This window comes from Amycolatopsis roodepoortensis, assembly GCF_024628825.1.
In the GTDB taxonomy this organism is placed as follows: Bacteria; Actinomycetota; Actinomycetes; order Mycobacteriales; family Pseudonocardiaceae; genus Amycolatopsis; species Amycolatopsis roodepoortensis.
On sequence record NZ_CP102415.1, the window covers coordinates 805519 to 826198 of the forward strand.

The 20680-nt window shown below is 69.5% G+C and carries 26 protein-coding genes; 7 read left to right on the plus strand and 19 right to left on the minus strand.

All coding sequences use genetic code 11. The features are described 5' to 3' along the window. Positions 1 to 45: 45 nt before the first annotated feature. Together NQK81_RS03995 and NQK81_RS04000 are read left to right on the plus strand one after the other, a co-directional pair. Positions 46 to 933 carry an alpha/beta fold hydrolase gene (locus NQK81_RS03995; protein ID WP_034306424.1) on the plus strand — a complete coding sequence of 296 codons (888 nt, stop codon included), beginning with the start codon at positions 46 to 48 and terminating at the stop codon, positions 931 to 933. After that, the gene (locus NQK81_RS04000; RefSeq protein ID WP_257487081.1) at positions 923 to 1477 is read left to right on the plus strand and encodes a GNAT family N-acetyltransferase; all 555 of its coding nucleotides are present in this window, start codon (positions 923 to 925) and stop codon (positions 1475 to 1477) included. The genes NQK81_RS03995 and NQK81_RS04000 overlap by 11 nt, the downstream gene beginning before the upstream one ends. Here the strand turns inward: NQK81_RS04000 and cobA are convergent. The 6 genes from cobA to rpmB all read right to left on the minus strand — a co-directional run bounded on the left by cobA (position 1465) and on the right by rpmB (position 4162). Further along, positions 1465 to 2682 carry a uroporphyrinogen-III C-methyltransferase gene (gene cobA, locus NQK81_RS04005; RefSeq protein WP_257487082.1) on the minus strand — a complete coding sequence of 406 codons (1218 nt, stop codon included), beginning with the start codon at positions 2680 to 2682 and terminating at the stop codon, positions 1465 to 1467. The two genes, NQK81_RS04000 and cobA, sit on opposite strands and share 13 nt — an antisense overlap. 54 nt (positions 2683 to 2736) lie before the next feature. Beyond that, positions 2737 to 3144: an ankyrin repeat domain-containing protein gene (locus NQK81_RS04010; RefSeq protein WP_126732083.1), complete on the minus strand. Its 408-nt coding sequence runs from the start codon at positions 3142 to 3144 to the stop codon at positions 2737 to 2739. Between the two features lie 64 nt (positions 3145 to 3208). After that, complete coding sequence (gene rpsR, locus NQK81_RS04015; protein WP_126732084.1) at positions 3209 to 3457, minus strand: 30S ribosomal protein S18; 249 nt, start codon at positions 3455 to 3457, stop codon at positions 3209 to 3211. Continuing rightward, positions 3454 to 3759, minus strand: a complete 306-nt coding sequence (rpsN, locus tag NQK81_RS04020; protein WP_034306410.1) for a 30S ribosomal protein S14 — start codon at positions 3757 to 3759, stop codon at positions 3454 to 3456. Before rpsN ends, rpsR begins: the two co-directional genes overlap by 4 nt. Further along, entirely contained in the window at positions 3759 to 3926 is a 168-nt protein-coding gene (gene rpmG, locus NQK81_RS04025) for a 50S ribosomal protein L33 (RefSeq protein WP_016334057.1), read from the minus strand. The genes rpsN and rpmG overlap by 1 nt, the downstream gene beginning before the upstream one ends. Beyond that, positions 3926 to 4162, minus strand: a complete 237-nt coding sequence (gene rpmB, locus NQK81_RS04030; protein ID WP_005149951.1) for a 50S ribosomal protein L28 — start codon at positions 4160 to 4162, stop codon at positions 3926 to 3928. Before rpmB ends, rpmG begins: the two co-directional genes overlap by 1 nt. A gap of 84 nt (positions 4163 to 4246) precedes the next feature. Between rpmB and mrf the strand changes: the two genes are divergently transcribed. Genes mrf through NQK81_RS04050 form a run of 4 tightly spaced genes read left to right on the plus strand, consistent with a single transcriptional unit; the run spans position 4247 to position 6982 of the window. After that, the gene (mrf, locus tag NQK81_RS04035; RefSeq protein WP_257487083.1) at positions 4247 to 5500 is read left to right on the plus strand and encodes a ribosome hibernation factor-recruiting GTPase MRF; all 1254 of its coding nucleotides are present in this window, start codon (positions 4247 to 4249) and stop codon (positions 5498 to 5500) included. Next, positions 5497 to 5754, plus strand: a complete 258-nt coding sequence (locus tag NQK81_RS04040; protein WP_034306403.1) for a type B 50S ribosomal protein L31 — start codon at positions 5497 to 5499, stop codon at positions 5752 to 5754. Before mrf ends, NQK81_RS04040 begins: the two co-directional genes overlap by 4 nt. Then, the gene (gene rpmF, locus NQK81_RS04045) at positions 5754 to 5912 is read left to right on the plus strand and encodes a 50S ribosomal protein L32 (protein ID WP_005149940.1); all 159 of its coding nucleotides are present in this window, start codon (positions 5754 to 5756) and stop codon (positions 5910 to 5912) included. The genes NQK81_RS04040 and rpmF overlap by 1 nt, the downstream gene beginning before the upstream one ends. Beyond that, positions 5909 to 6982: a GTP-binding protein gene (locus tag NQK81_RS04050; protein ID WP_257487084.1), complete on the plus strand. Its 1074-nt coding sequence runs from the start codon at positions 5909 to 5911 to the stop codon at positions 6980 to 6982. Before rpmF ends, NQK81_RS04050 begins: the two co-directional genes overlap by 4 nt. A gap of 229 nt (positions 6983 to 7211) precedes the next feature. Here the strand turns inward: NQK81_RS04050 and NQK81_RS04055 are convergent, their stop codons facing one another. From NQK81_RS04055 to NQK81_RS04115, 13 genes are all read right to left on the minus strand, one after another. Beyond that, entirely contained in the window at positions 7212 to 7508 is a 297-nt protein-coding gene (locus tag NQK81_RS04055) for a hypothetical protein (protein WP_125794207.1), read from the minus strand. A 53-nt stretch (positions 7509 to 7561) separates the two neighbouring features. After that, complete coding sequence (locus tag NQK81_RS04060) at positions 7562 to 8413, minus strand: LLM class flavin-dependent oxidoreductase (protein WP_257487085.1); 852 nt, start codon at positions 8411 to 8413, stop codon at positions 7562 to 7564. A gap of 49 nt (positions 8414 to 8462) precedes the next feature. Next, complete coding sequence (locus NQK81_RS04065) at positions 8463 to 9869, minus strand: class I adenylate-forming enzyme family protein (RefSeq protein WP_257487086.1); 1407 nt, start codon at positions 9867 to 9869, stop codon at positions 8463 to 8465. Between the two features lie 9 nt (positions 9870 to 9878). Then, positions 9879 to 10571, minus strand: a complete 693-nt coding sequence (locus NQK81_RS04070) for a DUF899 domain-containing protein (protein WP_257487087.1) — start codon at positions 10569 to 10571, stop codon at positions 9879 to 9881. After that, positions 10568 to 11017, minus strand: a complete 450-nt coding sequence (locus NQK81_RS04075) for an SRPBCC family protein (RefSeq protein ID WP_257487088.1) — start codon at positions 11015 to 11017, stop codon at positions 10568 to 10570. The genes NQK81_RS04070 and NQK81_RS04075 overlap by 4 nt, the downstream gene beginning before the upstream one ends. Continuing rightward, positions 11014 to 11349 (minus strand): ArsR/SmtB family transcription factor, encoded by a 336-nt coding sequence (locus tag NQK81_RS04080; protein ID WP_034306386.1) that lies wholly within the window; start codon positions 11347 to 11349, stop codon positions 11014 to 11016. Before NQK81_RS04080 ends, NQK81_RS04075 begins: the two co-directional genes overlap by 4 nt. After that, positions 11339 to 11770: an SRPBCC domain-containing protein gene (locus NQK81_RS04085; RefSeq protein WP_257487089.1), complete on the minus strand. Its 432-nt coding sequence runs from the start codon at positions 11768 to 11770 to the stop codon at positions 11339 to 11341. The genes NQK81_RS04080 and NQK81_RS04085 overlap by 11 nt, the downstream gene beginning before the upstream one ends. A gap of 75 nt (positions 11771 to 11845) precedes the next feature. Further along, on the minus strand, positions 11846 to 13246 hold the full coding sequence (locus NQK81_RS04090) for a pyridoxal phosphate-dependent decarboxylase family protein (RefSeq protein WP_257487090.1): 1401 nt from the start codon (positions 13244 to 13246) through the stop codon (positions 11846 to 11848). Then, the gene (locus NQK81_RS04095; RefSeq protein WP_126732093.1) at positions 13243 to 14547 is read right to left on the minus strand and encodes an MFS transporter; all 1305 of its coding nucleotides are present in this window, start codon (positions 14545 to 14547) and stop codon (positions 13243 to 13245) included. The genes NQK81_RS04090 and NQK81_RS04095 overlap by 4 nt, the downstream gene beginning before the upstream one ends. A 34-nt stretch (positions 14548 to 14581) precedes the next feature. Next, positions 14582 to 15541: a sphingomyelin phosphodiesterase gene (locus NQK81_RS04100; protein WP_257487091.1), complete on the minus strand. Its 960-nt coding sequence runs from the start codon at positions 15539 to 15541 to the stop codon at positions 14582 to 14584. 16 nt (positions 15542 to 15557) lie between these two features. Further along, entirely contained in the window at positions 15558 to 17573 is a 2016-nt protein-coding gene (locus NQK81_RS04105) for a neutral/alkaline ceramidase (RefSeq protein WP_257487092.1), read from the minus strand. 370 nt (positions 17574 to 17943) lie between these two features. Further along, positions 17944 to 18969, minus strand: coding sequence for an LLM class F420-dependent oxidoreductase (locus NQK81_RS04110; RefSeq protein WP_257487093.1), 1026 nt, complete (start codon positions 18967 to 18969; stop codon positions 17944 to 17946). A 12-nt stretch (positions 18970 to 18981) separates the two neighbouring features. Next, a complete protein-coding gene (locus NQK81_RS04115; RefSeq protein WP_257487094.1) occupies positions 18982 to 19902 on the minus strand; it encodes an oxygenase MpaB family protein in 921 nt (306 codons plus the stop codon). A gap of 90 nt (positions 19903 to 19992) precedes the next feature. Here NQK81_RS04115 and NQK81_RS04120 point away from each other — a divergent pair, with 90 nt between their 5' ends. Further along, on the plus strand, positions 19993 to 20628 hold the full coding sequence (locus NQK81_RS04120; RefSeq protein ID WP_257487095.1) for a TetR/AcrR family transcriptional regulator: 636 nt from the start codon (positions 19993 to 19995) through the stop codon (positions 20626 to 20628). Positions 20629 to 20680: the final 52 nt, after the last annotated feature.

The window sequence follows — 20680 nt, forward strand, 5'->3', positions numbered from 1 at the left end:
AGTACTACCGGTGAGTACCGACGATCGACGAAGGGACGGTGGGACATGAGCCCGGCCAGCAGCGCCACCGCGGTCGCCGACCTGCCCGCTCCGAGCACCGCGCGTGGGCGCGAACGATCTTCCCGGCCGATCGAACTGTCGGGATCCTTCACCCATGAGGGTCACCGGCTCGCCTACACCGAGTTCGGCTCCGGCGACCGGGTGGTCGTCCTCACCCACGGCATCATGCTGACGAGGCGGATGCACGCCCCGCTCGCCCGCAGGCTGGCGCGCGCCGGTTTCCGCGTGGTGACCCTCGACCTGCTCGGGCACGGCGATTCGGACCGGCCCACCGAATCCTGGCTGTACTCGATGCCCGCGTTCGCCGAGCAGACCGTCGCGCTGCTCGACCACTTGGAGATCGACGCGGCCGTCGTCGGCGGGACGTCTCTCGGTGCCAACGTCGCGCTCGAGGTGGGCGTCGCCGCCCCCGAGCGCGCTCTGGGCCTGGTCGTCGAGATGCCCGTGTTGGACAACGCCATCGTCGCGGGGCTGATCACGTTCGCGCCGCTGCTCATGGCCGCCCGGTTCCTGCCGGTGACCGTGCAGGGCGTGGCGCTGGCGGCGAAGCTCGTGCCGCACGGCAACCAGTGGGTCGACGTCGTCACCGACACGCTGTCCCAGGAGCCCGCGCCGATGGCCGCACTCCTGCACGGGGTGCTGTTCGGCCGGATCGCGCCGCCCAAGTCGATCCGGCGCAAGATCGAGACACCGGCGCTGGTCATCGGGCACGAGCGCGACCCGATCCACCCCTTCGGCGACGCCGACACGCTGGCCGCGGACATGCCGGCGGCCGAGTTCGTCCAGGCCCGCAGCCCGGTCGAGTTGCGCTTCGACCCGACCCGACTGACCGAAGCCATCGCGGACTTCTCCGCTCGCTGTCATGACCGCTGACCCGGCGCCGGTCCGCGACGCGGAGGAACTGCGGACCGGGCGGCTGCTCCTGCGCCGCCCGGGTCCCGCAGACCTCGACGCGATCTTCGCGCTCCACACCGATCCCGCGGCCTGCGCGCACAACCCCTCGGACCTGGTGGAGACGCGGAAAGAGGCGGAGTTGCTCCTGCTCCGCTGGTCACACCAGTGGAACCGGTACGGCTTCGGGTACTGGACGGTCCGGCGGCACGACTCGGCGGAACCGCTGGGCTTCTGCGGGGTGAAGATCGTCGGCTTCCGGCGGCGCCCGGTGCTGAACCTCTTCTATCGCTTCTTTCCCTCGTCCTGGGGTGCCGGATACGCCAGCGAGGCCGCCACCGCGGCGGTGGACTGGGCCCGCGTCCACCGGCCGGATGACCTCGTGATCGCGCGCGTCCGGCCGGAGAACGTCGCGTCACAGCGGGTGGCGCTGCGGGCCGGGCTGGTCCGCGCCGGGCACCTCGACACCCCCGGCGACGACGGGACCGACTGGTTCTACGTCTCGGACCCCGGTTACGAGGGCTGAGCCAGCCCCGCCACCGGGCCGAAGACGATCACCGCGGGCGGCCGCACCCCGGCCGCCGCCGCGTCCTCGACCACCTTGTCCAAAGTGGAGCGGAGTACCCGCTGCGTGCGCATGGTGCCGTCCTCGACGATCGCCACCGGCGTGTCGCCGGGCCGCCCCGCCTGGAGCGCCTTGGCGAATAGCGGGAGTCGCTCGACACCCATCATCAACACGATCGTGCCGCGCATCTTCGCCAGCAGATCCCAGTCCACCAGCGACTTCTCGTCGTCCGGTGCGACGTGGCCGGACACCACCACGACCTCGTGGGCGACGCCGCGGTGGGTCACCGGGACGTCCGCCGCGGCGGGGACGGAGAACGCGCTCGTGATGCCGGGGACCATCGTCACCGGGATGCCCGCTTCGGCGCAGGCGAGGACTTCTTCGAAGCCGCGGCCGAAGAGGTACGGGTCGCCGCCCTTGAGCCGCACGACGAACTTGCCGGCCTTGGCCCGCTCGATCAGGGTGGAGTTGATCACGTCCTGGCTGGCGGCGCGGCCGTACGGGATCTTCGCGGCGTCGACGATCTCGACGTGGGGCGCGAGTTCGTCGAGCAGTTCGCGCGGGGCCAGCCGGTCGGCGACGACGACGTCGGCCCTGGCGAGGAGACGGCGCCCGCGCACGGTGATCAGTTCCGGATCCCCGGGGCCACCGCCCACGAGGGCGACCCCCGGGAGGTCGCCGTGGACGTCCGGGACGCGGCCGTCGGCGACGGTACCGGCGCGGAGTCCGTCGAGGATGCTGTCCCGGACGGTGGCCGACCGCAGCGGCTCGCCGCCGGAGAGCACGCCGACCAGCAGCCCTCCGTGCCTGCCCGAGGCCGGGGTGACCGCGCTGCCGAGATCCCCGTCGTCGGCGCGGACGCAGAACACCCGCGCGCGCTCGGCTTCGGCGCAGACCGCGGCGTTGACCTCGGGATCGTTCGTGCACGCCAGCGCGTACCAGGCGTCGGCGAGGTCGCCCTCGGTGTAGCGGCGCTCGTGCCAGACGATCTCGCCCGCGTCGGCCATGGCGCTCACCGACGGCGTGGTGTGCGGCGAGACCAGTTCGACCCGCGCGCCGGCACCGATCAACCGCGGCAGGCGGCGCTGGGCGACCGTCCCGCCACCGATCATCACGACACGACGGCCTGCCAGGTCGAGGCCGGAGAGGTAATGCGGGTCATCCATGCGGGGCAGTGTAAGGATTCAGCGCCCCGGACCGCGATCCGAGTGAGAACCGCCTCAGCTCTCCAGCAGTGCCAGCAGTTCGGTGTTGCCGAACATCCTGGCCGCGTCGATCGCCGACGGCTCCCCCGCCGTCGCGTCCGCGCCGCCCTTCAGGAGCGCCTTCACGACCTCGGGCTCGTTCTTGAACACCGCGCCGGCCAGTGGGCTCTGTCCCCGGTCGTTCTGGCGGTTCGGATCGGCGCCGCGTTCGATCAGCGCGGCGACGGTCTCGGCGTGTCCGTGGTAGGCGGCGAGCATGACCAGCGTGTCGCCCCGGTCGTTGGTCAGGTTCGCCGAAATGCCGGCGTCGACGTACGCGGCGATCTCGGCCGTGGCGCCCGAGCGGGCGAAGCCGAACACCTTGGCCCACAACTCCAGCAGTTCGGGATCGAATTCCTCGGCCTGTCCGGGGTTCTCCGTCATGGACTCGATTCTTCCACAGGGGCCGCGGTCCGGGCGGCGCGTCGCACCGCCCGGACCGGTGGCGTCAGCGCCCCGCGTTGGGGTAGGGCAGCAACGCCATCTCGCGGGCGTTCTTGATCGCCGTGGCGACCTGTTTCTGCTGCTGGGGCGTCAGCCCGGTGACCCGGCGGGCACGGATCTTGCCGCGGTCGGAGATGAACTTCCGCAGCAGGTCGACGTCCTTCCAGTCGACCTCGGTGATCTTGTTGGCGTGCAAGATGTTCGTCTTGCGCTTGAAGGGACGGTCGCGGCCTGCCTTGCCCATCGCGCTCACCAGCTCGACTTCGTGACGCCGGGCAGTTCGCCGTTGTGCGCCATCTGCCGCATCCGGACGCGCGACAGCCCGAACTTCCGCAGGTAGCCACGCGGGCGGCCGTCGGCGGTGTCGCGATTGCGGATCCGGGTCGCGCTGGCATCGCGCGGCATCGCCTGCAGGGCCGACACGGCCGCGGCCTTCTCCTCGGGCGACGCGGAGGGCGAGGCGATGGTGGCCTTCAGCTCACGCCGTCGTTCGACGTAGCGGGCGGCGATCACCTTGCGCTGCTCGTTCTTGGCGATCTTCGACTTCTTGGCCATCAGCGCTCCTCCTTGAACTCGACGTGCTTGCGCGCGATCGGGTCGTACTTGCGCAGCACCATGCGGTCCGGGTCGTTCCGGCGGTTCTTCTTGGTGACGTAGGTGTAGCCGGTGCCCGCGGTCGAGCGGAGCTTGATGATCGGCCGGATGTCGGTGCTCTTGGCCATCAGAGCTTCACCCCTTTCGCCCGGAGCTCGGCCACGACTGCCTCGATCCCCCGCTTGTCGATGGTCTTCATGCCCTTCACCGAGACCCGCAGGCGGACCCAGCGCCCTTCGCTCGGCACGAAGTACCGCTTGGCCTGCAGGTTCGGCTCCCAGCGCCGGGACGTGCGCCGATGCGAATGCGACACCTGCTTCCCGTAACCCGGTTTGCGGCCGGTGACCTGGCACACGGCGGACATACACCCTCCCAAGTTGATATCGGTTGTCGTTTTCATTTACTCTACACAGCCGAACCAGAACGCCCTCGACGCCCCGGAGCTTCAGTGACCGACAACCCCCGCGTGCCCCTCGTCCTGATCAGTGGCCTCGCACCGGGACCGAACGCCGACCTCGCCGAGCGGCTGCGCCTCGCCGAGCCGGGTACCGCCGTCGTGCATCACGACCTGAGGCAGATCCACTCCGGAGTGGTCAGGCGGCGGATCCGGCTCGGCGACCGCGACCAGCTGACCGTCCTCGAACTGGCGCACGGCTGCGTCTCGTGCACGTTGCGCGAGGACCTGCTGCCGCTGCTGCGCAAGCTCTCTCAGATGCCGCAGGTGCGGCGCATCGTGGTGCGGCTCGACGAGGCGATGGAGCCCGAGCCGGTGAGCTGGGCGCTGCACAACGTCCTCGTCGGCGAGCGGCCGGTGATCGAGGACGTCGACCTGCGGGCCGTGCTGACGGTCGTCGACTGCGCGGGCTGGCTGGCCGACAGCACCGGTGACGACACCCTGGCCGAGCGGAACCTGCGCGCCAGCCCCGAGGACGAGCGCACCGTCGCCCAGGTCGCGCTGTCCCAGGTCGAATTCGCCGACCTGCTCGTCCTCGCCGGCGCGGCGACCGACGCGTGGTCCGCGGCGAAGGCTTCGGCCGTGCTCGACCGCGTCGCACCGTCGATCCCGCGCGTCGAGCTGTCCACTGTGGACGGGGAGACCGTGCTCGACGCCGTCCCGTCCGACGCCCGGCGCGGCGAGGTCACCGACATGCACGGGCCGCTGCTGCGGGGCCAGCCGCCGTTGCACACCGACTGCGGCATCGGGCTGCTCACCTTCACCTCGCAGCGCCCGTTCCACCCGGAACGCCTCCACGACGCGATCGACGTCCTGCTCGACGGCGTCGTCCGCACCCGGGGGCGGCTCTGGGTGGCGAGCCAGCCCGACATGGCGCTGTGGATCGAGTCCGCGGGCGGCGGTCTCGGCGTCGGGCACGCCGGGCCGTGGCTCGCCGCCCCGGACGGCCCGGACTGGGCCGACGTCTCCCCCGAACGCCGCACCCTCGCCTCCCTGCGCTGGGACCCGCTGTTCGGCGACCGCGCGCAGGAACTGGTCGTCGTCACGGATCAGGCCACCCCGGACGAGATCGAAGCCGCATTGAACGGGGCGCTGCTGACCGAGGAGGAACTCGCCGCCGGCGAGCAGGAATGGCTCCGTTACCCGGATCCGTTCGGCGAGTGGCACGAAGAACCGTGCGAGGACACGGAAACCGACCCCGAGAAGCACGACGTGAACGCGTCGAACCGAAAGGACGAAACGCAGTGAAACCGGGAATCCACCCCGACTACCACCCGGTGGTGTTCAAGGACCTCTCCACCGGGGACGCCTTCCTGACACGCTCCACCGCCACCTCGGAGCAGACCATCGAATGGAGCGACGGCAACACCTATCCGCTGGTGAACGTCGAGATCAGCTCGTGGTCGCACCCGTTCTGGACCGGCAACCAGCGGATCATGGACAGCGCGGGCCAGGTCGAGAAGTTCCACCGCCGCTACGGACGCCGCGGAGGGTCGAAGTAATGGCCGTCCCGAAGCGGAAGATGTCGCGCAGCAACACCCGGTCCCGGCGTTCGCAGTGGAAGGCGGCCGTACCGGATCTGGTGCCGATCAAGGTGAACGGCGAGACGAAACTCGTGCCGCGCAAGCTGATGAAGCATTTTCACCAGGGTGGGGAATGACGACGCCGGTCACGGTGCTGTCCGGATTCCTCGGGGCGGGTAAGACGACCGTGCTCAACCACGTCCTCGCCAACCGCGACGGGCTGCGGGTGGCGGTGATCGTGAACGACATGAGCGAGGTCAACATCGACGCCGCGCTGGTGCGGGACGGGAACAGCCTGTCCCGTACCGAGGAACGACTCGTCGAGATGACCAACGGCTGTATCTGCTGCACCTTGCGCGACGACCTGTTGGAAGAGGTCTCGCGGCTGTGCGAGGACGGCCGGTTCGACTACCTGCTCATCGAATCGAGCGGGATTTCCGAGCCGATGCCCGTGGCGGCGACGTTCTCGTTCCTCGACGCCGCACGGCTCGACACCATGGTGACCGTGGTCGACGCGGTGAACTTCGAGCGGGAACTGGCGGCCGGGGACGCGCTGACCGAACGCGGGCTCGACCAGTACGACGGGGACGAGCGGACGGTCAGCGACCTGCTGATGGACCAGATCGAATTCGCGGACGTCCTCCTGCTGAACAAGGCGGACCTGGTCCCGGCCGTCTCCCTCGACCGGCTGACGGCGGTGCTGCGGCGGCTCAACCCGGCCGCCGACGTCGTCGTCTCGACGCACGGCCGGGTCCCGCTCGACCGGGTACTCGGCACCGGGCGCTACGACATCGAGCGGGCGCAGGAGGCACCTGGCTGGGTGGCGGAGCTCAACGGCGACCATGTTCCGGAGACCGAGGAGTACGGGATCTCCAGCGTGGTCTTCCGAGCCTCACTCGCTTTCGACCCGGAGCGGCTATGGGACTTCGTCGGGCGGCTCGACACCGGGGAGTTCGGGACGGTCCTGCGGTCGAAGGGGTTCTTCTCGCTGGCGTCGCGGCCCGGGGTGACCGGGCTGTGGTCTCAGGCGGGTTCGGTCGCCCGGTTCGAACCGCAGGGTGTCGAGGAGGCGCCGCGGCAGGAACTGGTGTTCATCGGCGTGGGGCTGGAGAAGGACGCTCTGCTGGACTCGCTGCGGTCGTGCCTGGCCGCCGGTCCGGCCGGGGCGGATCCGTTCCCGGAGTGGGAAGCGGTGCACGTCCACTGAGCAGTACGCCCCGTGAGTGGTAAGGCCGGTTCTAACCCGTCGGTGTCGCGAAAGCCACTTTCGGGACACCAGACGTCTCGAAAGTGGCTTTCGCGACATGCGCACCAGGGCCGTGGCCAGGCCCGGCGCCCTTCATGTGCTCGGACAGGGAACACCGGTACCGGAGGGGTCGAGTCTCGTGAGTGGTGAGGACGGTTCTAACCGTCCTCACCACTCACGAGGACGAGGGTCAGTGGTCGTCGTAGTGGTCCCCGTGCGCGGCGTGGCGGTGGCCGTCGTGCAGGTAGTCGACGTGGTCACCGTGCGGCACCGCGACATGACCGCAGCCCTCGCCGTGCGCGTGGTCGTGCCCCTGGTGCGGGATGTGGTCGCCGGTCTCACACTCGTCGAAATGCCCGTCGTGAGCACGGTGCAGGTGCCCGTCGTGCACGTAGTCGACGTGGTCTCCGTGGGGTACGGCGACGTGGCCGCATCCTTCGCCGTGAGCGTGCGTGTGGCCGGCGTGTTCGGTGTGCGCGGCGGTCATGACCGGGTCCTTCCTCAGCGGAAATGCCTGATCAGGCGGACCGTAGCACCGGTTTACGGGCCCAGCAGCGCTCTCACCCGACCGAGTGCACGCACCTGTTCGGCCCAGCGCGGGCCTGCCAGCCCGACGACGATGTGGGCCGCTCCTGCCTCCCGGTACGCCGCCAGCCGCTCGGCGACGGTCTCGGCGGAACCGGTCAGGGGCAAGGAGAGCGCCTGGTCGAGCGACATCCCGTAGGCCTCGTTGATCCCTGTCGCCAGATCCGCCGCTGTCGGCAGATCCGCGCCTTCGCCCAGTGCGCCGGTGGCGCCGACCGCGATCACCGGGTTCGCGACGCCGAGATCCGTCAGCCGTCGCCGTCCGTCGGCGACGGCGTCCGGCGGCAGGAGCGACGGGAACCACCCGGTGCCGTGCTCCGCGACGCGCTGGAGCACGAGCCTGCCCCGATTGCCGACCCAGATCGGCGGGACCGCCACCGCCGGCGCCAATTCGACGACGGCGTCGCCGATCCGCACCTCATTGCCCGCCAGCAGATCCGGCAGCAAACGGAGCGCCTGGTCGGTGCGCGGGCCACGTTCGCCATACGGCACCCCTGCCGCGGCGAACTGGGCTTCTCCCCCGCCCGAGCCGATGCCGAGGATCAGCCGTTCGCCCGACACCTCCTGCAGCGTGGCGATCTGCTTGGCCGCCCACGCCAAGGGCCGCATCGCCGGGACGAACACGCTCAGCCCGATCCGGATCCGGGTCGTGACCGCGGCGGCGACCCCCAGCCCGACCGTGCTGTCCAGCGACGGACGACCGGTCATCAGGTGATCGCCGAGGAACACACTGTCGAGGCCCGCGTCCTCGGCCTGCCGGGCGGAGACGCGGAGGTCGCCTGCCGGGAGGATGACACCCAGTTTCATGAGCCCATCGTGCGACCTCCACTCGGCTGGAGGTCAAGGCGCGGATCGGTCAGGCGATGCGGCGGCGGTGCCCGGCCCAGAACGGCTCCCGGAGCGCCCGCTTGTCCACCTTGCCGATCGCCGTCAGCGGCAGCGCCTCGGCGAAGTCCACATCGGACGGTACGAAATGCTCCCGGCCGAAGAACTCCCTGGCATGTGCCCGGACTTCTTCGGCCGACAGCGCTCCCGAGGCGACCACCACGGCGTGGACCCGCTCGCCCTCGCCGCCGTCGCCCGGCACACCGAACACGGCCGCGGCACGGATCAGCGGATGCCGCGCGAGCGCGTTCTCGACCACGGTCGAGTACACCTTGGTGCCGTGCTCGCCGGTGATGATGACGTCGTTCGCCCGGTCCAGCAGGTAGAGGTACCCCTCGTCGTCGAACCGCCCGAGATCACCGGTCCGCAGCCAGCCGTCCCCGATCGGCGCCGACCCGTGGTACCCGACCATCATGGACAGTCCGCGCACCAGGACCTCCCCGTCGTCGATCCTGGCCTCCATCCCCGGCACGATCCGGCCAACGGACTCGAGCCGCTCCGGCCTGCCGTCGAGTTCCGCCGCGGAGATGCTCGCGATCATCGGCGCCTCGGTGAGCCCGTAGCCCTGCCCGACCACGGGCCCGAACACCTCGAGCGCCTGAGCCAGCCGCCTCGGCGGTAGCGGGGCGGCACCCAGCGAAAGCTGCCGCACACTGCCGACGTCGGTCGACACCATGGCCGGGTGGTCGAGCACTTCGGCCAGGCGCGCGGGCGTGAGGGACAACGCGGTGATCCGGTGTTCCGCGATCGCGTCCAGCACGGTGCCCGCGTCGAAGCCCCGCAGCAGCACGACACTCTCCCGTCGCAGGATCGCTCCCAGCACGGTGGCGTTGCCGGTCATATGCGTCATCGGCGCGATCAGCAGCGTGCGGCCCGGACCCGCCGGATCCGGCGCGAAGATATACGCCATCCCGTCGTAGATCCCGCTGTGCCGGATGAGTTTCGGCGTTCCGGTCGTGCCTCCGGTGGGGAAGACCACGGTGACCGACTCCGGCAGTCCGGCCGGGTCGGTCCCGTCGCGGTCCGTCAGTTCGTCGAGCGTGATCACGCGTGCGGGCCAGTCCGACGGCCGCTCGGTCACCAGGGTCGTGACCCCGGCCGCCTCGACCGCGGCGACGCGATCCGGCGAACTCGCCGACGCGGCGACGAGCAGCACCGTCGCGCCGCGCAGCTGTGCGGCGATCTGCAGGAGAACGGTTTCGGGCCGGTTGCCGGCGTCGATGGCGACCACCCCGCCCTCGGGCAGTCCCGCGTACATCCGGCGCACCAGGTCGAACGCCTGCGCGTAGCCGGTCTCCACACCGTCCTGGACGAACAGCACCTCGTCGCCTCCCGAGCGCAGCGCGTCCAGCACCCGGGTCAAGAACAGACTCTCCACCGGCGGACCCTAACCCACCGAGCAACACCCGCCTCCGGACGAAGCGGCGCCCGCGTAGGCGTCGTGCCAGTCCCACCACTCGTACGGCGGCGTCTGCGGATAGCCCTCCGGCGAGTCCTCCCACTCCTCCTGCCGTCCCAGCGCGGTGATGTCGAGGTAGCTCCACGTGCTCCCCATCGCCTCGTCGCCGCGATTGTTGACGAAGTAGGTCCGGAACACCTGGTCACCCTCGCGGATGAAGGCGTTGGTGCCGTGCCACTCGTCCACGCCGAAGTCGACGTCGAAGTCGCCGGCGATCGTGTACCACGGCATCGTCCAGCCCATCCGCGCCTTCATCCGCGCGAGATCCGCCTGTCCGCCCCGGGATACGAAGGCCAGGGTGGTGTCGCGGGCGTTCAGATGCGCGACGTGCGCGACCTGGTCGGCCACCAGCGAGCATCCTTTGCAGGCGTGGTCGGGGAACCCTTCCACGCCGGGATCGAAGAAGGCCCGGTAGACGATCAGCTGACGGCGTCCCTCGAACAGGTCGAGCAGGTTCACCGGGCCGGACGGCCCCTCGAACTCGTACGCCTTCTCGACGGGGAGCCACGGCATCCGGCGCCGCTCGGCGGCGAGCGCGTCTCGGGCTCGGGTCAGCTCCTTTTCCTTCACCAGCAACCGAAGGCGTGCTTCTTCCCATTCGGCCGCGGTCACCGTGTTCATCGCGCCAGCTCCGCGGGCAGGACGCTTTGCCGGTTCGGCCGCCCCTCCCCGGTGGTGATCAAATCGCGCAGGCTGGTGCCGACGTAGAAGCTCCACGCCTTGTGGCAGACGTCGAAGCATTCGTACTCCGGGACCAGCCCGTGATGGGTGAAGCGCGCTTCGGTCTTGCCGTCCTTCTCGGTGATTTCGAACGTGATCGTGGTGTCGACCCATTCGGTATCGTCGCGGGTGAAGTCGAAGTGGTTTTCCAGCACCAGCCAGGAGACCTTGCGGCCGGGCACAGACTCGGTGATCCGGATCCGGCAGCGGTGCACCTCTTCGTAGTGGTACTCGAATTCGTCCCCGGTGAACTCGATCTCTTCCGACCACCACCGGCGGACGTCGGTGAAGGCGTCGAAGACCTGCCGCGGTGTCTGATCCACGGTGAAACTCGTCGTGAAGCTCATGATGAACCCTCCAGATGGTCTTTCAGAGCCGCCAGCGGCCCGTCCCAGTCACGGGCGAGCGCGGCGAGGAATTGCTGGGCGACCTGCATCGGGGCCGAGTGCAGCCGGTAGCGGACGCGGCGCCGCTCCCCCTGCTCCGGGATCACCAGGCCCGCGTCGGTGAGCAGGGCGAGGTGCTTGGCGATGGCCTGCCGCGTGATCGGCAGCCGGTCGGCCAGGTCGGTCGCCGTGGCCGGGCCGCCCGAGGCGAGGACGGCGAGAATGCTCCGCCTGCTCGGGTCGGCCAAGGCGACGAAGACCTGTTCGGCGATCGTTTCGTTGTCAGGCGGCATCGAGGTATTCGATCAGTTCGCCCAGCTCGGCCGCCCACCCCTTCGTGTTCCCCTCGAAGGCGACCTGGTGCGCGTCGTCCGGCAGCTGGGAGAAACCGGACTCGACGACGGTGAGCCGCGTGCCGCCATCGTTCGGGACCAGGGTGAACTCGACGTAAGTGCGGCGGGGGTCTTCGTCGGGGAGGCCGTAGATGTTCCAGGTGAAGCCGAAGACCTCCGGCTCTTCGACGCGCTCGACGCGCATGTTCGCCTTGTGTCCCTCGTCCCATTTCATCTCAGCCGCACCACCGGGCCGCAGGTCGATGCTCGCCTGGTTCCCGAACCAGGTGCCGAGCCCCTCGGCCGTGGTGAGCGCGGCCCAGACCTTCGCGGGCGGGTGGGCGATTTCGACGGTGCGTTCGATCCGGTCGGGGAATCCCACGACAGCCTCCTCAAGTAGCAATCAATCGGTTGCTATAACTTTGTATAGCAACCGACTGATTGCGTCAAGGGTGGATCAGGAAGCCGTGTACAGCGCGCCGAGGAACTCCAGCAGCAGCCGCTCCCGCAACGGACCGGGCGCCGTGGCCAGCAACGCGTTGATGTCCGCCATCCGGGTGGGCAATCCCGTGTCGCCGCCGAGGCCCGCCGCCGCCAGCAGCCCGGCGAACTGCTCCGGCGTCAACGTCGCCGGGTCCAGCGCCGCGACGAACTCGGCGACCTGCGGGTCGACGACGACCGGCCCCGCTTCACGAGCGGCGACGACCGACGCGGCGAGGTCGGCCAGGAACTCTTTCTCGCTCCCCCGGTTCGCCGCCGTCACCGTCAGGTGCAGGTTCGCGGGCGACGATTCGTGGGCGAACTGCGGCTGGACGTACCAGCCACGCTCGCGCATCTCGTCCGCGACGGTGAACAGGTCGAATCCGGCGCCGTCCGCCACGGTGAACGCGAGCAGGGTCGAGACCGGATCACCGAGGACGCGCAAGCCGTCCAGCGCCTCGGTTCCGGCGCGGATCTCCACGGCAGCGTCGCGCGCCGCCGAAGCCAGCCTCGCGTACCCCTCGTCGCCGACATGACGCACAACGGCCCACGCCGCGGCGAGCGGGCCACCGGACCGCGTGCTCTGCAGCGTGGTGTTCAGCATCGTGTAGCCGGGCCAGTCCGCGCTGGCGAAGTACTGCGGACGGCGAAGTTCGGCGTTGGCGTGCAAGAGAACAGACACGCCTTTCGGGCAGTAGGCGTACTTGTGCAGGTCGACCGAGACACTGGTGACGCCGGGGACGTCCAAGCCGAAGGGGCCGAGCCCCAGGTACGGCAGCACCCAGCCGCCGATGCAGGCGTCGACGTGGAACCGGACGCCGTCCAGCAGCGCGGCGATCTCGGGTATCGGGTCGAGGACGCCGTGGGCGTACGACGGCGCGCTCGCGACGACGAGCACCGTGCTGCCGTCGACCGCCGCGGCCATCGCCTCGGGGACTGCGCGGAAGGTCACCGGATCGACGGGCACCGAAACCACGCGGACGCCGAAGAAATGCGCCGCCTTGTGGAACGCCGCGTGCGCGGTCGTGGGCAGCACGATATTCGGCGTGGCCACGTCGGGACGCGCGTCGCGGGCCGCCAGGACGGCGAGCATGCACGACTCCGTGCCACCCGAGGTCACCGAGCCGACCGTCTCGGCCGTACCGCCCAGCAGACGCGCGGCGGTACCGACGAGGTCGTTCTCCATCCGCAGCAGACTGGGGAACGCCGTCGGGTCGAGGCCGTTGGCCGACGACGCCAGCGCGTGCGCCGCCGCGCCGAGTTCGTCCACTTCGGACAGACCGCTGTCGTAGACGTACGCGAGGGTCCGGCCTCCGTGCGTCGGCAAATCCCCCGCGCGAAGCTCCCGGAGTTCCTGCAGGACGTCCTCGGCGGTCACGACCGGCGCTCCAGCACCGATTTCCGCAGCAGCGGGATGCCCAGCACGATCAGCACGGCCGGGAGGATCGACGCGCCGAGCAGGATCGCCGTGAGCGCGCTGTCCGGCTGCGCGACCTTGGCGTCGAGGCTGGACTGGTAACCGCCGAACTGCAGCACCAGTCCCCACAGCCCCGGTCCGAGCGCGAGCCCCAGCGTCTCCGACGCCGTCCAGACGCCGGCCGCGACCCCGGCCCTCGTCTCGCCGGTCCGCTCCTCCTCGTCGCTGATCAGATCCGGCAGGATCGCCAGCGGGAAGACCGAGATACCCGCGTAGCCGACACCGCAGAAGGCCACGAACACCATCGTGACGGCGAACGGGAACACCTCGGCGCCGAGAAGCCCCAGCAGGCCGACGCCGAACGCGGCGGTCGCGATCCGGAACCCGGCCAGCTTCCCGACGCTCGCTCCGAGTCGTGGCCACAGCGGCATGGTCAGCAGCGCCGGGCCGACGAAACCGACGAACAGGACCGTCGAGTAGCCGGAGCTGCCGAGGATCCGCTCGGCGAAGAACGGGATCGCGGCCAGCACCGTGCCGATGCCGAGCGCCTGGATGAAGTAGACGCCGAGCAGCCAGCGGAACGGCCGCCACTGCGCGAGTGTCCGGAGCAGTTCGCGCGGGCTGACCGTGTTCGGCCGCAGCGCGCCGACGGGAGCGTCCTTCAGCCCGAAGTACACGCCGAGCGTCGCGAGCAGGATGACCAGCGCGATGAACAGGCCCATGACCCGGTAGCCGGCGACACCGCCGATGAGGTCGGTGATCGCGGGCGCGCCACCGCCGGAGACCAGGATGGCGACCGCGAGGAAACCGATCCGGACGCTGGTCAGCTTCGTCCGCTCTTCGGCCGAGTCTGTCAGCTCGGCGGGCAGCGCGTTGAACGGCACCTGGAAGAAGGCGTACGCGGTGGCGCACAACAGGAACACGACGACGACGTAGATCGCGTCGGGTACCGGGCCGCCGAACCCGGGATGCGCGAACAGGGCCGCGAAAAGGACCGAAACGCCGATTCCACCGTAGAGCAGGAACCGGCGGCGGCTGCCGGTGCGGACCATGTCCGCGTCCGACAACCTTCCCGCGATCGGGTTGAAGAGTACGTCCCACGCTTTGGGAACGAAGACGATCAGGCCGGCCACGCCCGCGGCGACGCCCATCGTGTCGGTGAGGTACTTCAGGAGGAGCAGGCCGGGAACCGTGCCGAAGGCGCCGGTGACGAACGAGCCGAGCGAGTAGCGGTACCTCGTCCGTGCTGGCAGCGATGCCATGATCCTCCTCGAGGCGGTTCTCCCGATGAAGGCCTCAGTATTGGATCTTGGCCACCACCGGGTAGTGGTCGGAGGGAATCGTGCCACCGTCGTAATGCACGAGCTGTACCGGGCCGACAGCGGCGAGTGGGCGGCCGCCCGCGCGCACGGCGCCGACGTAGTCCAGCGAGTCACGGTAGGTCGCCGGAACGGACTTCGCCGCGTTCGGGTTCGTGACCGCGTCGAAGGTGTACGCGCCTTCGCCCGTCGTGCGCAGGACGCCGCCGAGGAAGGCTTCGCCCTGCTGGACCTGGGTCCGGCCGAGGGAGTCCTTGCGCGTTTGCCCGGCCCAGTACTCGATGTTCAGGTCGCCCGCGATGACCACCGGTTCGCTCGCGGGAGCGTATTTCGTGACCAGGTCCCGGATCTCGCCGAGCTGCGCCATCCGGATCTCGTGCGCCTTCGGCAGCGTCTCCGGCCCCTCGTCCGCCTGCATGTGGGTACCCGCCACCCACAACGGCTTCCCGTTGACGACCAGGCGGGCGAGCGCGGCCCCCTTGTTGGACAGGTAGTCCGCAGTGCCGGAGTAGGAATTGCGGAAGACCAGCTGGTGCTGCTCGGTCACCGGCGCCTTGCTGAGCACGGTGACGCCGCCGTTGACCACGACGGGGGAATTCGAGCAGTTCCCGTTCACCGTGGTCCAGCCGGGCGAGGTACCGCAGTGCTGCCCGACGAGCGGGGTCTGGTGCGGCCAGACGTCCTTCAGCCGGTTCCGAAGTTCCTCCGCCTGGGCGCTGAACGCCTCGTCCAGGACGACGACGTCGGCGTCGTTCGCGCGGATGACGTCCTCCGCCGCGCGGGCCCTTGCCTGTTTGTCCGACGTGTTCGGGCTGGCGATCCAGGGCAGCTGCCAGATGTTGAAGGCCATGACCTTCACCGAGACCGCCGCCTGGGCGGGCACGGCGGTTCCGGCGAACATCGCGGCGGCGATGGCGAGTACGGCGAGCTTCCGCACGAAAGATCCTTCCGGGTCAGGAGACGACGAACGTCCGCGAAGTACCGCTGAACGCGGAGATCGCCCCGTTCCAGCCGTTCTTCCAGTCGCCGAAGTGGATCACGCGATATTTGCCGATCGGGGCGTTCGCGGGGATCTTCCAGTGGACGACGGCTTTCGATTCGGCGACGAACGTCCGCGCCCAGTGGTACTTCGTATCCCAGTCGCCGTCGTCGGCGTGGCGGACCCACCTGCCGTCGACCAGCCGCTGGATCTCCAGGAACGTGCCGCCGCGCCGCAGGTCGTTCTTCGGATGCCCGGTGACGAACTCGACCGCGACCTGTTCGCCGCGCGCGTAGGTGCTCTTCGCGTCGACCAGGACGTCACCGAAGTTCTTGAACGCGGGCGGACTGTCGAAGACGACCCCGGGCTGGAAGTTGATCAGCTTGCCGCGCAGATCCCGCGGCGTCGGCCCGTGCGGCACCGCCGTCCCCGCCTTCATCGCGGCCGCGAGTTTGGCGAATTCCTGCTGGTAGGCCGGAAGCGTGTACCGGCCGTACAGCGTCGACGCGCCTTCGTACTGCTGCGAGTCGTACTCCTCGGGCGTGGTGACGTACTGGCTGTACGCGTTGGCGTACCCCTGGATGAGCACGTTCTCCAGCGGGACACCGAGTTCCGCGGCGACGGTCCGGCGCAGGCGCAGTCCGGCGACGATGGTCAGCTCGGCGGGCACGGCCACGAGGTGCAGCTGCCCGATCCGGACGAGCTGCAGCGGCAGGACCTCCGGCGTCCACGGATACGGCTTCATCGCGCCGAACGGCACCGCGATCACCTTCGGCGCGTGCGCGTCGGCGAGCGCCTGCGGGATCGGCGCGTCGATGCCGCCGAGCCAGTCGATGAACGGGTTCTTCACGCCTTCGGGGAGCGGCAGGCCGGGGCCGTCCTCGCGACTGCCCGCCAGCATCGACACCCCGATCGCGGCCGTGCAGGTGCGCTGCGGTCGCCCGTTCGGGGTGTACTTGGCGTCGACGGCCACGTCGGACATGTCCACGTAGCACATCCGGTGGTCGACGCCGCCCGTCACGGCCTCGGCGGCCGCGTCGAAAGCGCTCTTCGCCGCACGGAACTGGAGATCGCCGATGGTGCGGGTGTTCTCGAACTCGGTCTCGGGGGTGCCGGGTTCGAGGTTCAGGTTCGGGCTCATGTCGCCGGTGTTGGTCTGTGGGAACGCGGCGACGAACCGCGGATTCCCGTCGAGGTACCGCACGCCGGCGTGGTCGTGTTCCCATTCGTAGGCGGCGTAGCCCTTGTTGTCGCCGCTGATCAGGTGGTTGCCGTTGCTCATCGACGTCCCGTGCGTGGCGAACCAGCTGATCGCGCCGACGTCGACGCCGTTCTGGCTGAACCGCAGGACCGTGACGGCCGGGTCGATCGCCTGCGGGAAGTGGTCCTTGTCCGCCTGCGGGTTGAGGTCGAAGGCCTTGCGTGAGCGGTTGACGCTGGCCTTGGTCAGTTCGGCGCGGCCGAGCCGGATCGACCCCGGCGCGAGGTTCGCGTGCGCCCGGGCGATCGCCTCGAAGATCCCGTCGACGTGCGCGTCGTACACCTGCTGCTGGAAGCCCAGGATCGCCAGATCGTAGGCGGCGTAATGGGAATCCCCGCCGCACGCGGAGTGGGTGTGCGTGGCGTTGAGGAGCACGTTCTGCTCGGTGTACAGGTCGCCGTACGCGGCCTGGAGCTTGCGCAGCACGCCCTGGTGGACGGACTGGAACAGCGCGCCGAGATCCGCGGTGACGAAGGCGATCCGCTTGGTGCCGTCGTCGACCACGAAGGCGCGCGCCCGGGTGCGGAGGTGGATGCCGGCGGTCCGCTGCTGCGGCATCGAGTAGCCCATCATGCCGTTCTCGGCGGCCGGGCCGGTGACGTCGGAGATCCCGGCGCCGACGCGAAAGCCCCGTGATGGCGCCGCTTGCGCCTGCTGGGCGCCGAGCACGCCCGCCGCGACGGGCAGCGCCGCCGCACCCGCGAGAACCCGCCTCCGGCTCACCGTCATGAGTCGCACCTCCCGGCCACGAACATGAACCGACTTCATGTTCGTGGCGGGGACGCTACGTGATGGGCCTCACTGCCGCAACCCACGAAAGGCGTGGGGGCCGACGGGGCCTTTCGCCGCGTCTGATGCGGCGAAGGGCGCTTTCACCGCATGTGATGCGGGGAAAGCGCCCTTCGGCAGAACTCGCCCGGCGGCGATAGGGACCCGGCCACGACCGCCGCTCCGCCGGCCACCACCAAGTGACGCGAAAGCCACTTTCGGGACACCAGACGTCGCGAAAGTGGCTTTCGCGGACATCACTTCCGACCGGATTCCTCGTGAGTGGTAAGGACGGTTCTAACCGTCCTTACCACTCACGAGACCGACGCGGCTACGCGAGTGTTTCCGCGACCTTCGTGAGCGTCGCGGCATCTCCCCGCAAAAGCAGCGTGGTCACCACGGTCTCCTCCCACGCCGCGAGTTCGTCACGGATCTTCTCCGCCGGGCCGATCAGCGACGTGTCCTCGACCAGTGACGTCGGGATCGCGGCGGTCGCCTCCTCCTTGCGGCCGGCCAGGTACAGCTCCTGCACCTTGTCGGCGACGTCCTCGTACCCCATCCGGGCGAAGACGTCGTGGTGGAAGTTGACCGATTTCGCGCCCATGCCGCCGATGTACAGCGCGAGCGACGGTTTGATCCAGCTCGCCGCCTCCTCGACGTCGTCGTGGACGAGCACCGGCACGGACGCGGCTACCTCGAAATCGTCGAAACCGTGCCGCGCGCCGGGACGCGAGAAACCCTCCTGCAGCGCCGTCCGGTAGAAGGCGTCGCTCTTGGGCGAGAAGAACAACGGGAGCCAACCGTCGCAGATCTCCGCCGACAGCGCCACGTTCTTCGGCCCTTCCGCGGCGAGGAAGATCGGGATCTCCTCGCGGAACGGGTGCACTGTGGACTTGAGCGGTTTGCCGAGCCCCGTTCCACCCTGCAGCGGCAGCTGGAAATGCTGCCCGTCGTGGGTCACCGGCGCCTCGCGAGCGACGACCTTCCGCACGATGTCGACGTACTCGCGCGTGCGGGCGAGCGGCTTCGGATACGGCTGCCCGTACCAGCCTTCGACCACCTGCGGCCCGGACGCGCCGAGCCCGAGCACGAACCGCCCACCGGACAGGTGATCCAGCGTCAGTGCGTGCATGGCCGTCGCGGTCGGGGTGCGCGCCGACATCTGGACGATGTTGGTGCCGAGCTTGATCCGGCTGGTCGACGCGCCCCACCAGGCGAGCGGGGTGAACGCGTCCGAGCCGTAGCCCTCGGCGGTCCACACGGAGTCGAAGCCGAGTTCTTCGGCCCGCAGAACCGCGTCCAGCGCGCCCTCCGGCGGGCCGGACGACCAGTAACCGAGGTGGTAACCCAGCTTCATCGAGGCTCCTAGTCAGACGTTCGGTGAGTAGTGCTCGGGTTTGCCCCGCTCCGAAAGCGGCGGAAGGTTCCTCGCGGGAGTCTCGACCAACGGCGCGTCCTGGGCCAGTTCGCCACGCTCACGGCGCCAGCCCGCCCTGGCCCGCGGGTGGTAGCGGCGGTCTCGCGGCACCAGCTTGAACGCCGCGTTGATCAGCTTCCCCACCCGGCGATGGCGTCGCTCGTCGCGTTCGGTCCAGGTGTAGCCGAGCCGCTCGCGGATCGGCGGGTCGTACAGGCCGACCGTCAGCCAGACGAAGTTCCGCGCCACCTGCCCGCGGACCAGATTCCACGCGAAATCCGGCAGCCAGGGCAGGAAATGCGGTTTGGCGATGTCGTGGATTTCGAGGACGTCGCGGGTCGCCTTGTTGTCCTCCAGGACGTCTTCGCACATCCGCTTCCAGTAGAGCTGGAAGTCCTCCCACGATTCCGGCACCGGGCGCATGCTCATGCCGTACATCTCGTACCACTGGACGTGCTCGTCGAACAGCTTCCGCTTCTCGGCCTCGCCGATGCCGCCGCAGAAGTTGTCGGCGATGAGGATCGCGCTGACGAAGAACGTCGAATGCGCCCAGTAGAACGTGTCCGGGTTGAGCGCGTGATAGCGCCGCCCGTGCTTGTCGATGCCCTTGATCCGATCGTGGTAGCCGCGCACCTCCAACGCGGTCTGCCGGGCGCGCGGGCCGTCGTAGATCACTCCCCCGATCGGGTACAGCGAGCGGAACAGCCGCTGCCAGCGCTCCTCGAAGAATCGCGAGTGCTCTTCGACGCCCGCGCCCAGCTCGGGGTGCATGTTCTGCATGGATCCGGCCCACAGCGCGATGAGCAATCCGCGCCAGTCGCCGAAGTACTTCCAGGTCAGCGAATCCGGTCCCAGCGGCCGCGGCTGTGTCATCCCCGGTCTCCTCAATGAGCTGGTTAAATTGACCACAACTGTTGTCAGGTTAAAGTTGACAACGGTCGTAGTCAACAAGAGGAGCCGATCATGGCCGGCCGCAGCTGGGCAGGCACGACCCTGGACGACCGCAAGGCCGCACGGCGGGGGCAGCTCGTCGACGCGGGCCTCGACCTGCTCGGAACCCAGGGCAGCGCGGGGGTGAGCGTCCGCGCGGTGTGCCGTCACGCCAAGCTCACGGAGCGGTATTTCTACGAGAGCTTCGCCGACCGCGAGGAACTCGTCGTCGCGGTCTACGAGCACATCGGCGAGCAGGCGCGGCAGGCTCTGGTCGACGCGGTCAGCGACACGGCCGAGCCCGCCGAACGGGCGAAGGCCGCGGTCCGCGCCTTCGTCGAATTGATGCTCGACGATCCGCGAAAAGGCCGCGTGCTCCTGCTCGCGCCGATCACCGATCCCGCGCTGACCACGCGCGGGATCGCGCTCCTCCCCTCCTTCGCCGAGCTGGTCAGCGGGCAGCTGTCCCACGGTGACGCGGCCGAACGGCAGATGACCTCGATCGGGCTGGTCGGCGCGCTGAGCAACGTGTTCATCGCCTACCTCGACGGCTCGCTCAAGGTGAGCCGCGAGCGCCTGATCGAGCATTGCGTCCGCCTCGTACTCGGCGCCGACCGCGAACCTGCCGTCGGAGGTGACTCGCCTCCACGAAAGCGGCCCAACGCGTGAGCCCGCCCGGCGTGACCTTGTGCCATCGATCGGCGCCCTGCCGACGTCGGTC

What these genes read in the sequence shown, in the direction of transcription:
- NQK81_RS03995 (WP_034306424.1), top strand. Translation starts at nt 46, where the DNA reads ATGAGCCCGGCCAGCAGCGCCACCGCGGTCGCCGACCTGCCCGCTCCG.
- NQK81_RS04000 (WP_257487081.1), top strand. Translation starts at nt 923, where the DNA reads ATGACCGCTGACCCGGCGCCGGTCCGCGACGCGGAGGAACTGCGGACC.
- cobA (WP_257487082.1), bottom strand. Translation starts at nt 2,682, where the DNA reads ATGGATGACCCGCATTACCTCTCCGGCCTCGACCTGGCAGGCCGTCGT.
- NQK81_RS04010 (WP_126732083.1), bottom strand. Translation starts at nt 3,144, where the DNA reads ATGACGGAGAACCCCGGACAGGCCGAGGAATTCGATCCCGAACTGCTG.
- rpsN (WP_034306410.1), bottom strand. Translation starts at nt 3,759, where the DNA reads ATGGCCAAGAAGTCGAAGATCGCCAAGAACGAGCAGCGCAAGGTGATC.
- rpmG (WP_016334057.1), bottom strand. Translation starts at nt 3,926, where the DNA reads ATGGCCAAGAGCACCGACATCCGGCCGATCATCAAGCTCCGCTCGACC.
- rpmB (WP_005149951.1), bottom strand. Translation starts at nt 4,162, where the DNA reads ATGTCCGCCGTGTGCCAGGTCACCGGCCGCAAACCGGGTTACGGGAAG.
- rpmF (WP_005149940.1), top strand. Translation starts at nt 5,754, where the DNA reads ATGGCCGTCCCGAAGCGGAAGATGTCGCGCAGCAACACCCGGTCCCGG.
- NQK81_RS04050 (WP_257487084.1), top strand. Translation starts at nt 5,909, where the DNA reads ATGACGACGCCGGTCACGGTGCTGTCCGGATTCCTCGGGGCGGGTAAG.
- NQK81_RS04055 (WP_125794207.1), bottom strand. Translation starts at nt 7,508, where the DNA reads ATGACCGCCGCGCACACCGAACACGCCGGCCACACGCACGCTCACGGC.
- NQK81_RS04060 (WP_257487085.1), bottom strand. Translation starts at nt 8,413, where the DNA reads ATGAAACTGGGTGTCATCCTCCCGGCAGGCGACCTCCGCGTCTCCGCC.
- NQK81_RS04070 (WP_257487087.1), bottom strand. Translation starts at nt 10,571, where the DNA reads ATGAACACGGTGACCGCGGCCGAATGGGAAGAAGCACGCCTTCGGTTG.
- NQK81_RS04075 (WP_257487088.1), bottom strand. Translation starts at nt 11,017, where the DNA reads ATGAGCTTCACGACGAGTTTCACCGTGGATCAGACACCGCGGCAGGTC.
- NQK81_RS04080 (WP_034306386.1), bottom strand. Translation starts at nt 11,349, where the DNA reads ATGCCGCCTGACAACGAAACGATCGCCGAACAGGTCTTCGTCGCCTTG.
- NQK81_RS04095 (WP_126732093.1), bottom strand. Translation starts at nt 14,547, where the DNA reads ATGGCATCGCTGCCAGCACGGACGAGGTACCGCTACTCGCTCGGCTCG.
- NQK81_RS04105 (WP_257487092.1), bottom strand. Translation starts at nt 17,573, where the DNA reads ATGACGGTGAGCCGGAGGCGGGTTCTCGCGGGTGCGGCGGCGCTGCCC.
- NQK81_RS04110 (WP_257487093.1), bottom strand. Translation starts at nt 18,969, where the DNA reads ATGAAGCTGGGTTACCACCTCGGTTACTGGTCGTCCGGCCCGCCGGAG.
- NQK81_RS04115 (WP_257487094.1), bottom strand. Translation starts at nt 19,902, where the DNA reads ATGACACAGCCGCGGCCGCTGGGACCGGATTCGCTGACCTGGAAGTAC.
- NQK81_RS04120 (WP_257487095.1), top strand. Translation starts at nt 19,993, where the DNA reads ATGGCCGGCCGCAGCTGGGCAGGCACGACCCTGGACGACCGCAAGGCC.